The 11,452-nt window shown below is 64.5% G+C and carries 8 protein-coding genes; all 8 read right to left on the reverse strand.

Annotated elements, in window-relative coordinates; genetic code table 11:
- Positions 1-762 precede the first annotated feature (762 nt).
- The 8 genes from dnaB to QZY03_RS11205 all read right to left on the reverse strand — a co-directional run bounded on the left by dnaB (position 763) and on the right by QZY03_RS11205 (position 10,847).
- Positions 763-4,143 carry a replicative DNA helicase gene (gene dnaB, locus QZY03_RS11170; protein WP_295580995.1) on the reverse strand — a complete coding sequence of 1,127 codons (3,381 nt, stop codon included), beginning with the start codon at positions 4,141-4,143 and terminating at the stop codon, positions 763-765.
- A 379-nt stretch (positions 4,144-4,522) separates the two neighbouring features.
- The gene (gene rplI / locus QZY03_RS11175; RefSeq protein WP_295580996.1) at positions 4,523-4,972 is read right to left on the reverse strand and encodes a 50S ribosomal protein L9; all 450 of its coding nucleotides are present in this window, start codon (positions 4,970-4,972) and stop codon (positions 4,523-4,525) included.
- A 60-nt stretch (positions 4,973-5,032) separates the two neighbouring features.
- A complete protein-coding gene (locus QZY03_RS11180; protein ID WP_295580998.1) occupies positions 5,033-5,944 on the reverse strand; it encodes a hypothetical protein in 912 nt (303 codons plus the stop codon).
- Positions 5,945-6,029: 85 nt separating this feature from the next.
- On the reverse strand, positions 6,030-6,263 hold the full coding sequence (gene rpsR / locus QZY03_RS11185; RefSeq protein WP_020504139.1) for a 30S ribosomal protein S18: 234 nt from the start codon (positions 6,261-6,263) through the stop codon (positions 6,030-6,032).
- A gap of 31 nt (positions 6,264-6,294) precedes the next feature.
- Positions 6,295-6,666: a 30S ribosomal protein S6 gene (rpsF, locus tag QZY03_RS11190; RefSeq protein WP_295581001.1), complete on the reverse strand. Its 372-nt coding sequence runs from the start codon at positions 6,664-6,666 to the stop codon at positions 6,295-6,297.
- A gap of 342 nt (positions 6,667-7,008) precedes the next feature.
- Complete coding sequence (locus QZY03_RS11195) at positions 7,009-7,566, reverse strand: hypothetical protein (protein ID WP_295581003.1); 558 nt, start codon at positions 7,564-7,566, stop codon at positions 7,009-7,011.
- Positions 7,567-7,579: 13 nt separating this feature from the next.
- Entirely contained in the window at positions 7,580-8,941 is a 1,362-nt protein-coding gene (locus QZY03_RS11200; RefSeq protein WP_295581005.1) for a TrpB-like pyridoxal phosphate-dependent enzyme, read from the reverse strand.
- Positions 8,942-9,200: 259 nt separating this feature from the next.
- A complete protein-coding gene (locus QZY03_RS11205) occupies positions 9,201-10,847 on the reverse strand; it encodes a choice-of-anchor Q domain-containing protein (RefSeq protein WP_295581007.1) in 1,647 nt (548 codons plus the stop codon).
- Positions 10,848-11,452 lie beyond the last annotated feature (605 nt).

Below are 11,452 nucleotides of genomic sequence, written 5' to 3' on the forward strand. Positions count from 1 at the left end.
CCCGTGATGATCTCAAAAACAGACTAAATTCTGCCTTGAAATCGCTAAAAAGCGACATCAAGCGAATCCAGTCGTTCTTTCTTTTGCCGCATACAATTTATGCCAGCAGTTTGTCCGCATAATTAATAAAGTCTCGATAACGTCGGCCGTAGGATGAGGCACGAAGCGCAGTGTTCGCGATAGAATCTCAATCCGGCAGTTGCTCACACAATTGTGGCTTTGCGTGAGAACGACTCTTCAGGCGCCTACCAGGAATATCGATCCCGACTGTGCATGCCTGCAGTAGGGGCACTGCAGGGGCGACTTCAGTCGCCCCTAAATGTCGTTTAACCCTTTCCCGGAAATCACCTTAGCAACAAGCCAAAAATATGCGCCGACGCGGGATTCGGTGGGCTGCCCGAGCGCTTGTCCACCCGACGGACGGAATGACGATGGGTGAAGTCCGAAACTGCATACACGCAGAACACACCGCAGGCCGAGGCTTCAGACGAACGCGGCGCCGCCCGCTAAAGCGTCGGCCTCCGGTTGGAGTCGCCCCCGTCACCGGAGGTCGAGCCTGCGTGGTCCGAAGATCGTCGTAGATCGGCTTCTCGCAGCGTCCTCGATTCGACCCGAGCACGAGCGACTGGAACGACCATCAGGGCAGTGGCGGCCAAGGCTGAAGCCTTGGACTCCTTCGCGCGACCATGCGAGGCTGCGGCCCGTCTGGTTGCGGCAAGTTGGACACGATGGCCGGACTCTGGACGTGGCTTCGCAAATGGCTCAGTGCATCTCCTCACCGTAATAGTTGTCGGTGTAGTTCTCGAACTTGGTGTACTTGCCCAGGAACGCGAGCCGCAGGGTGCCGATGGGGCCGTTGCGCTGCTTGCCGATGATGATCTCGGCCACGCCTTTGTCTTTGCTCTCGACGTTGTAGACCTCGTCGCGGTAGATGAAGACGATCAGGTCGGCGTCCTGTTCGATGGCGCCCGAGTTATGACTGACGATACCGTCCGCGAGCCAGCTTTCCGGTCCCGGCACGGTCAGGTCGTAGACGTCGTCCTCGCCAGCGGGTTCGATTGCCGACACCTGATCCCAACTCCGATTGCTTGGCGCTTGCTCGATCACCCCTTGGTCGAAGAGCGGTTCGACCGCGGCGTTCGCGCGATCCACCGCGGGCACCCCTGGTTCCGGCAGACACCGCGCCAACGCCAGCCGATCACCCGCGGCCAACTGCCCGACGGTCTTCCAGCCGCCGTCGGCGAACAGGCGATGCTCGGCCGTGGCCCGAATACAGCGCCCGCTGGCCAGCCGCACCCGCTGCACGGGGCGCCGACCAACCGCCCAGATGCGATCCGATACCGCCCGCACCAGCTTGCCTTGCGCGTCGACCGCAATGACCTCGGCGGTGCTGCCCACCAGATCCTGGATCGGCACCCGTCGTCCGTCAGCCAGGACGACCAAGGTGTCGCCGGTCACACACTCGCGCAAATCCGACATCACCGGCCGCTTGTTGGGCCGCTGCTCCAGACTGCGGTTGAGCTGCGAGAGCGCCACCACCGGCACCGACAGCTCCTTGGCCAGCGCCTTGAGCGAGCGGGAGATGGCGGAGATTTCAGTGGTGCGGTTCTCGTTGGAGCCCGGCGCCTGCATGAGCTGGAGATAGTCGATCACCACCAGCCCCAACCCGCCTTGCTCGCGTTTTAGCCGACGGGCGCGAGCACGCAACTCGGTGGGCGACAGGGCCGGGGTGTCGTCGATGAAGAGCGAGGCTCCGGCCAGGATGTTGACCGCGGAGGTGAGGCGCGGCCACTCGTCGTCCTCCAGCTTGCCGGTGCGCACCCGGTGCGAGTCGATCCGCCCCAGCGACGCCATCATGCGCATGGCGAGCGCATCCCCCGGCATTTCCATGCTGAACACCGCGACCGGATAGCGGCCCTGAATGGCGGCGTGCTCCGCCAGGTTCATTGCGAAGCTGGTGTTGTGGACGCAGACGTCGTTGGCGATGAAGTTGTGTGTATCAGGGATGGTCAGGTCATAGACCTGGCGCAAGCCGATCGGCTCGATAGCGACGATCTCGTCCCAATACAGGTCGCTCGCGGCCAGATCCTGGAGCCGCCTATCGCCCAAGGCCCCGGCAAGTTGCGCCAGGCGCGTGCGGGTCAGGGCACGGCGGCCGACATGGATGTTGCTCGCACCGTCAATACCCGCGCGTTCGGCGAGGCACCGCCAGGGCTCGTCACCCTTGGCGGCGGCGATGGCATCCCAAAACGCCAACGGGATCAGATCACGATTGGTCTGCGCGCGCCGACCCTCCAGCCCCTGGCGAACCCGCTCCAGCGCGGTCTCCTTGGAGAAGATGCCGATCTCGGCCAGGAAGGTCTTGATGGATCTGGAGTCGGTGATGTCCAACTGCCAACAGCGCGCCGGCCCATTTGGACCCTTGATTTGCCGCAGCCGCCGCTTGGCGATGATCCCGAAGCGCAACAGCAGGTGCTGAACCTGTCGGCCGAGCCGGTCGCTGACCGTGGCATAGCCGAGTTGCGATTGGCCAGTGGCGAGCACCGTCGCCCAGCCGTCAGTAGCAAACAGCCGATTGAGGAACAGCGCCACCTGATCCTTGGGCAGACGAAAAACCCCCTCCGGTACAAACTTGCCATGGGCGTCCCGGCCCCACAACCCCAGTCCGTCGAGCCAGCGGGTGAGCGCATTAGGGGCGTTCTTCGCGGCGCTGTCGCGCCCCTGCGGCACCCAGGCCGCGACCGCATCGGGAAACAGTCTGCTGATCCCTTCGAAGAGGGTGGCGTTGGGCATCGCACGGCCCTGGGTCCAGTTACAAACGCTGGCCGGACTGGCACCCAGTTCCAGGGCCAGATCCCGCTGGGACCAGCCTAACCGCGTGATCGTCTCCTTGAGCGCCTGACCGAAGCGGACGCGGCACTCCCGCAGATCGACCCGGTCCGCGGCGACGGTAATGTCAGTCGTGCGCGCGGCGCGCTCCCGGATTACGGCACAGACCCCGCCGAACGCGCCGACCGCGGCCACAAAATCGGCCTGGATGCGCGGGTCCGCGTTGGTCAGCTTGGGCGAGCCGGCCGTCAAACCGCCGTCGCCCAGCAGGTAGCCGAGGAGACGGACCTCGCAGTCGCGCATGGGGGTGTCGCCGAAGACCGGCAGACGCCGGGGCACGGCGACGGCCTCGCCAGGGGCCAGTTCCAGCAGCGGACGCCATCCGGTGGCGGTCAGATACGGGTGACTGGCGGTGGTTTCGATCTCACGGCCCAGGCGGGTGGTGACCCGAAAGACGGGCTTCATGCCGTCATCGACGTACGCGCTCGGCTGCGTCTGATGCAGACGCCAGTCATCCCCCAGAGTCAGCAAACGCGCCTGGCGACGCTGCACGACTGTCTCGATGGTTTCCAGGCTGCCGTCCGCCAACAGCACCTCGGTGCCGGCCTCCACACACTTGCCCATCGACGGCCGCCCCGCCACGATGATCAGATCCGAGGGCTGCAGCCCGGAAGTCATCATGTCGAAGTCGGTGAAGCCGGTGGAGAGACCGGTGATGGGCTCGTCGCGCCGGTAGAGGTCGTCGATGCGCTCGACCGCGCGGGTCAGCAGAGTTTTGATGGGCTGGAAGCCGACGCCGCCGCGGCTTTCCTGTTCGGCGATTTCGAACACCCGCTGCTCCGCCGCGTCCAGCAGTTCCGAGGCTTCGCGTCCGCCTGGGTTGTAGCCGCTGTCGGCGATGTCGGTGCCCGCGGCGATCATCTGCCGCAGCACCGAGGTCTCGCGCACGATCTTGGCGTAAGCCTTGATGTTGGCCGCACTCGGGGTCTCATTGACCAGCGTGCCGAGATAGGAGAGCCCGCCGGCCGGCTCCAATTGCTGGGTGCGCTCCAGGGTCTCGGCCAGGGTGACCACGTCGAATGGCTGATCGGCCTCCGCGAGCTTCGCAATCGCGCGAAACACCAGGCGATGCTCGCGCCGATAGAGGTCGCGCTCCACCACCATGTCGGCGATCCGATCCCAGGTGCTGTTATCCAGCATGAGACCGCCGAGCAGCGACTGTTCGGCGTGGATATTGTGAGGCGGCGTCCGCAGACTGTCGGTTGCGGAGTCGGCATAGGGAACCAGGAGTTCCTGGTCGGTCGGTTCGAGCATGTTCCCCCCGCGGGCGCGAGCGGTACACCGGCACCGCGCCGGTCGTCCGCGCGACAACCTGATGAATGGCAAAGCCCACCCCGGTGCCGCGCGGCCAAGCGGATCGGCACACCATCAGTCGCAGGGGAGGGATCGATCGGCAGGGATCTTGGCCCCTCCCGCGGACGCGGGCAAGGGGCGATGGATCATCCTGGGAAGAACCGTCGGCGGTCAGCCCAAATCCCCCAAAAGCTCACGCCAAGGCGCCAAGCTCGCCAGGAAATAGAGCCGTCGGATGTGATAGCACGACGTAGGGGCGGGTTTTAAACCCGCCCCGACACGACTGTGAACCCGATCTCCGCCTCAGGACTGCGGCGGAAGCCGAGGATCAAGGCCGCGGTCAAGCCTCGGGGACGATGTCCACCGTGATGGTCGCGTCCACGTCGGTGTAGAGGTGCAGCGCCACCTCGAACTCACCGGTGGCGCGGAACGGACCGCCCGGCAGGCGCACCTCCGCCTTGGCGACCTGGACACCCGCGGCGGTCAGGGCCGCGGCGATGTCGCCGGTGCCGACCGAGCCGAACAGGCGACCCTGCTCACCGGCCTTGCGGGCGATGGTCACCCGGGTCCCCGCAAGCGAGGCCTGGCGCGTCTGCGCGCTCGCCAGGTTATCGGCCGCGGCGCGCTCCAACTCGGCGCGGCGCGCCTCGAAGGCTTCCAGGTTCTTGGCCGTGGCGGTCACCGCGAAACCGCCGGGGACCAGGTAATTACGGCCGTATCCGGGGCGCACCTTGACCTTGTCGCCAAGCGCGCCGAGACGACCGACATTCTTCAGCAGGATGACTTCCACTTCTCTTTTCCTCAGTCTCTTGGGGGACCGCCCCGGATGCGGCCGCCGCGCGCGCCGCCGTCAGCCGGGGCTGGGGGGGCGCCGTCCGCGACGGGCACGCAGATCGGCCCAGATATCCACCAGTCCCAGACACGCCACTAAGATTTCGGCGTGGGGCATAAATACGACCAACAGCACGTAGAGACCCACCAACCAACCGCGATGCAGGCCATAGGCCGCTTGCAGGGTGTGAATCACCGCCAATCCCTGTAACAGCCACAGGGGGGACAGCACGATCAATAGATCCGCGACCAGGCCGGGGCCCCGCGTGAAACCGATCAGGGCAACCAGCACGACACCGACGGCACCAAACGCCGGATGCAGACGCAAAGTCCGAAATTCCGCGCCGAAGCCGCCCGGATTATAGAGCGCGGCCTGCCACCAGCGCCCGATGAACAGACCCAGGAGGACTTGCAGCAGCAGGCCGGCGGCAAAGATCCCGGTCATCCAACGCGCCAGTTGGGCAAACAGCGCCTGCGCATTCGCCGCGTCAAAAAGGCCGTCCTTGACCACCGCCTGACTCAATGGCTCCAGGAAATTGACCCAGTACTCCACCGGGTTGGCCGTCAACGCGTAAAACAGCAAGACCAGCATCACCCCGGCCAACCCCGCCATCTGAATGGCGAAAGCCAAGGAGCGGGAAAACCGCAACGCGATCCCAAGCGCCCATACGGGCAGCCACAGCACCGTCACGACGACCAGGGCCGGCCAGGGCGACCCGAAGACGAACACACACGCGAGTGCGCATCCCGCGGCCGCCATCGCCCCGACCAGGGCGCCCGCCTTGGCCCCGCCGCGCAGGGTGACCAGCGCCATGGACGCGCTGCTGAACAACCCGATCAGCGGAAACAGAAGCGCGAACAGGCCGGTCGCTCCGGTCACCAAGGCCGCCTGGACCGGCCCCCGCATAATGAGTGCAGCCAGGAATTTCATGGGTCGGATGCAGATGCTGAACCGCAATCGGATCGGCGACCGCCGGACCCGCGCTCAGCCGCGCGGGTGCTGCGGCAGGATCCCATCAATGCCCGTCGGTATAGGGCAGCAACGCCAGGAAGCGGGCGCGCTTGACGGCTTGGGCCAGTTGCCGCTGGTACTTGGCCGAGGTCCCGGTGATGCGGCTCGGCACGATCTTGCCGGACTCGCTCACGTAGGCCTTGAGCAGGTTGAGGTCCTTGTAGTCGATCTCGGCGATACCCTCGGCGGTAAACCGGCAGTAACGCTTGCGGCGGAAGAAACGGGAGCTGTTTTCCATGATGTGTTGTCCTCAGGTGTAGTTGCTGCGCCTAATCGTTGTCTGCATCGCCGCCGCCCAGCGGCTCCGGGCGCTCGCGCTCTTCGCCGGTCTTCACCAGCGCGGACGGCTCGGTGACCGCGGCATCACGCCGGATGATCAGGTTACGCAGCACCGCGTCGTTGAAACGGAAGGCGCTCTCCAGCTCGTCGATCGCCTCCTGGTCACACTCCACATTCATCAGGATGTAGTGCGCCTTGTGCACCTTGTTGATCGGGTAGGCGAGCGGACGCCGCCCCCAGTCCTCGAACCGGTGCACCACACCGCCCCGCTTCTCCAGATTACCGCGGTAGCGCTCGACCATGGCCGCCACCTGTTCACTCTGGCTCGGGTGAACCAGAAACACCACTTCATAATGTCGCATCAACTGCTCCTCACGGATTGACAGCCTCCCGCCCGACGTCTTGGACTGTTACGGCGGTGAGGCAAGGAGTTTCCCGGATCGCGGGAAACCGCGCATTATACGGAGAAGCAGCGCCGCGTCAAAGGGTTCGCGCGGCCTTTGGCAATTCCAAATTTGGGCGGCATCGCGCGACCTCTGGTGGATGCGGCGCGCGACCGACATGCCGGACCCCTCACACCGAGCGGCGCGCCTTATCCACCCTACAACTGAGCCGGTTTCGTAGGGTGGATAAGCGCGGCGCATCCACCATAAGCCGCGCTGCCGACACGCCGTTGGCGGCGGCCACCCTGAGTTACCGAGGGATCACGGGATCACCAGGGTCGCCCCCGGCGGAAGCTGGCCAGGCTCGGACGGCAGGTCCGGACCATCGCCGCGCCGGGGCTCGGCCTCCCCTACCCCGCTCGCACGACGCATCTGTTCCTCCGCGACAACGAGCCGCTCGGCCGCGCGGCTGTTTTCCTCCTCGGCGTGCGCGAGACGCTCCTCCAGGGCGGCCTTGGCCTCACGCAACAGGCCGATCTGCGCGTTCAACCGGGCGGTCTCTTGCAGGTTTTCGGCCAGCCGCCGTTCCGCCTCCATGCGCGCCTGATCGGCCGTCCGGCGCGCCGCGGCCGACTCCTTGAGCTTGCCCTCCATCCCGTGGACGTGTTCGGTGAGTCGCTCCACCTGAGCCGATAGATCGTTCTCGGGGGCCAAGGCCGGCAACCCCGCCGCCGGCCCGCCGGCCGCCGCCAGGGCCGTCCGGCTCCCCAGAACCAGCAGCGCCAGCCCGGCCCGACACCATGCCCGCAGACCCCGGCGCACCGGGAAACCGCCCGGCGACGCCGGAACCCGACGCCCATACAGTTGGAGTCCGGTCACGCGCGGCCGCGCCTCAACCAACCGACGGCAGGCCGGCCAGCGCCAGGGCGACCTCGGACTCGGCATAGACCAGGTCTTTGAGCTTGCCGCCCAGATAGTCCGTGTAAGCCTGCATGTCGAAGTGACCATGTCCGCACAGATTGAACAGGATGGTCTTGGCTTCACCCGACTCACAACACTTCTCGGCCTCGTGGATGGCCGCGCGCACCGCGTGGTTGGCCTCGGGCGCGGGAATAATGCCCTCCGCCTTGGCGAACTGGAGCCCCGCGGCGAAGCACTCGAGCTGATTGTAGGAGCGCGGGGCGATATAGCCCAACTTCGCCAGATGGCTGATCTGGGGCGCCATGCCGTGGTAGCGCAGCCCGCCCGCGTGGAAGCCTGGAGGCACGAAGCTGGAACCGAGCGTGAACATTTTGCACAAGGGCGTCAGGTGGGCGGTATCGCCGTAATCGTAGGCGAACAATCCCTTGGTGAGGGTCGGACAGGCCGAGGGTTCGACCGCGATGAACTCGATCTTGCCGCCCTCGCGCAGTTGCTTGCCCAGGAAGGGAAAGGCCAGACCGGCGAAGTTACTGCCGCCGCCGGTGCAGCCGATGATCAGGTCCGGGTAGTCGCCCGCCATCGCCAATTGCTGCATCGACTCGATCCCGGTGACGGTCTGATGCAACAGGACGTGGTTCAGCACGCTGCCCAGGGCGTATTTGGTATCGTCACGCTGGGCGGCGACCTCGACCGCCTCGCTGATGGCGATCCCCAGACTGCCGGTGCTGTCCGGATGCTCGGCCAGGATGGCACGGCCCGACGCGGTGGTCTCGGAGGGGCTCGCGATGCACTGCGCGCCGAACGCCTCCATAAACGCGCGCCGGTAGGGCTTCTGCTGGAAACTGACCTTGACCATGAAGACCACGATCTCCAGCCCGAAGAAGGAACCGGCGAGCGCCAGCGAGGAACCCCACTGGCCGGCACCGGTCTCGGTGGCAATCCGCTTGACGCCCTCGATCTTGTTGTAAAAGGCTTGCGGAATCGCGGTGTTGGGCTTATGGCTGCCGGCCGGGCTCACGCCCTCGTACTTGTAGTAGATCTTGGCCGGCGTCTTGAGTGCCTGCTCGAGCCGGCGGGCGCGAAACAAGGGCGAGGGACGCCACTGCCGATAGACCGCGCGCACCGGCTCGGGAATCTCGATCTCACGTTCGGTGCTCATCTCCTGCTCGATCACCGCCCGCGGGAAGATCACCGCCAACTCGTCCGCGGTGATCGGCTGCTGGGTACCGGGGTGCAGCACCGGGTCCAGCGGGACCGGTAGGTCCGCGTTGATGTTGTACCAGTGCTTGGGCAGGTGTTCTTCGTCGAGCAGGTACTTGACCGTGTCGCTCATAATACTTTCGGAGGCCTCATCAGTGGGAGCATGACGCCGGGGACGGGTGTCCCCGGCTCGCCTTGCTAAGTGTGCCAGTTTCCGGCGCGCGCTTGTACCCGCACGCGCGAAACCCGGCGCCTGATGGTCGATCAGCACCCCACTCGGCCGTGCATCACCCCGGCCCCGCCGTCGCACTCATCGTTGCCGTCCCGGTTCCAGCGCCGTAGGTTGGGGTGACGAAGGAACCCCAACGGCCAACACGACCGTGCTGCACCAATCACTTGAGAATCGACCGCCAACCCGTGCGGCTGGGCAAGCATTCCCAACAGAACTCCGGACTATTGATCGCGAAACTCCGGGTTGCCGTCGCCGCCGCGTTGTAGTTGGTATTGCCGGCCTGGTCCGCGGCGATGATGCAGGTTCCGGCTCTCACGCCGGTGATGGTGCTGTTATTGGTACCGCTGCCGGTGCAAACCGCGGGGGTCTGACTGGTGAAGGTGACCGGGTTGCCGGAGTTGCCGCCGGTGGCGGTGACCGTCCCGGTGGCGCCGACGACGATGGTCGGGGTGGGGCCGAAGGTGATGGTCTGGTTCGCCTTGCCGATGTTGAAGCTTATGGTCACTGGCGGGGCCGCGTTGTGATTGGCATTGCCGGCCTGGTTGGCAGCGATGGTGCAGATCCCAACGGCCACGCCGGTGATGGTGCGGCCATTGGTGCCGCTGCTGGTGCAAACCGCGGGGGTCAGACTGGTGAAGGTCACCGGGTTGCCGGAGTTGCCGCCGGTGGCGGTGACCGTCCCGGTGCCGCCGACGACGATGGTCGGGGCGGTGCCGAAGGTGATGGCCTGGTTCGCCTTGCCGACGTTGAAGCCCTGGGTCACTTGCGGGGCCGCGTTGTAATTGTCATTGCCGGCCTGGTTGGCGGCGATGGTGCAGACCCCGGCGGTCACGCCGGTGATGGTGCGGCCATTGGTGCCGCTGCTGGTGCAAACCGCGGGGGTCTGACTGGTGAAGGTCACCGGGTTGCCGGAGTTACCGCCGGTGGCGGTGACCGTCCCGGTGCCGCCGACAACGATGGTCGGGGCGGCGCCGAAGGTGATGGTCTGATTGCCCTTGCCGATACTGAAGGACTGGGTCGCCGTCGCCGCGTTGTAGTTGGCATTGCCGGCCTGGTTGGCGGCAATAGTGCAAATCCCGGCGGCCACGCCGGTGATGGTGCTGCCATCGGTACCGCTGCTGGTGCAAACCGCGGGGGTCTGACTGGTGAAGGTCACCGGGTTGCCGGAGTTGCCGCCGGTGGCGCACACGGTGCCGGTGCCGCCAACGACGATGGTCGGGGCGGGACAAAAGATAATGACTTGGTCGGTCGGGCCCACATACTCGTCGGCGCCGATATCCACCACCGGATCCACCGCCGCGCCTGACTTGCGCGCCTGGCCATCCATATCGGTAGTCGGCAGCTCGGGCGCCGCATTGTCGCCGGCATCAATCATCGGAGAGGCCGCAGACAGATGCAGAAAATCGTCGGCGAACAGCGGGTTGACTGCGTTCCGATTGCTCGGGTCGATGGTGATCGCGATCTTGGTCCAGTAGCCGGTGGTCGCGGTCTGGTTGAAATCGTTGTTCTTTAGGACGAGCGGCGAGGGGAGTGTGTTATTGTTGTTGTCGTTATTGATATAGAAATCGCGGCCGATCGGCGCGGCGTTGCTCCAAAACAGATTGTTGTAGACCGATGTGGTCGGGGTCTCGCTCGACACGGCAAGCCAGAGACCGCCACCATCGACGCTGCTGGCGTTGTTAAATAGTGTGTTGTTGGTCAGAGTCAAGACGCCTTGGGTCGTTACGACAGCAGCGCCACCGCCGTGCGCCGCATTGTTGGTGTTGAACACATTGCCGTTGAGTGTAGCGGTACCGGTCGCGGTCACGACATAGGCACCACCGCCGAAGTATGCACTTCCTCCTGTGGCTGAGCGATTGATGTCAAAAACATTACCGATCAAGTTGATGGCACCACTTCCAGATGTACTGATAGATGCCCCACCACCCGATCCTACATAAGTACATCAATATATTCGCTATGAGCGCTTAATTATTTATCTTTCTTTTAAATCAATGCTTTGCAATTATTGGCGCCTACAAATATTTCACTTGAAGTACTTATGTTCCTAAACTTATTGCCCGTCAACGTGACAGACCCGTTCGATGCGCCAGCAGCGACTCCGCCACCATTCGTTGTTGCTGCATTACCCGTAAAGGTATTGCCAGTAATTGTAGCAACACCATTAAAAACATTAACGGAAGCACCGGCTCCAGTGAAGCTGGAATTGTTTTCAAAGGTATTGCTAGCTAGATTAGCAGTCCCGACACTTGAAATATTTAGTTCAATTCCACCTCGACTTTGGCCATTTCAGGCCGTCGAGGCCAGTTGATCCAGCAAGCGTTCCCAGTCCCGCTGGGAAATAACGAGGGCGTCCGGGTCTGCGGTTGAGTTGACGAAATTCGCCGCCGCCCAACTGGTGCGGCGCACCAG

The organism is uncultured Lamprocystis sp., assembly GCF_903933125.1.
Taxonomy (GTDB): Bacteria; Pseudomonadota; Gammaproteobacteria; order Chromatiales; family Chromatiaceae; genus Thiodictyon.

Coding starts and splice junctions, on each gene's coding strand:
- QZY03_RS11180 (WP_295580998.1), bottom strand. CDS start 5,944: ATGAAATTCCTGGCTGCACTCATTATGCGGGGGCCGGTCCAGGCGGCC.
- QZY03_RS11200 (WP_295581005.1), bottom strand. CDS start 8,941: ATGAGCGACACGGTCAAGTACCTGCTCGACGAAGAACACCTGCCCAAG.
- dnaB (WP_295580995.1), bottom strand. CDS start 4,143: ATGCTCGAACCGACCGACCAGGAACTCCTGGTTCCCTATGCCGACTCC.
- rpsR (WP_020504139.1), bottom strand. CDS start 6,263: ATGGAAAACAGCTCCCGTTTCTTCCGCCGCAAGCGTTACTGCCGGTTT.
- rpsF (WP_295581001.1), bottom strand. CDS start 6,666: ATGCGACATTATGAAGTGGTGTTTCTGGTTCACCCGAGCCAGAGTGAA.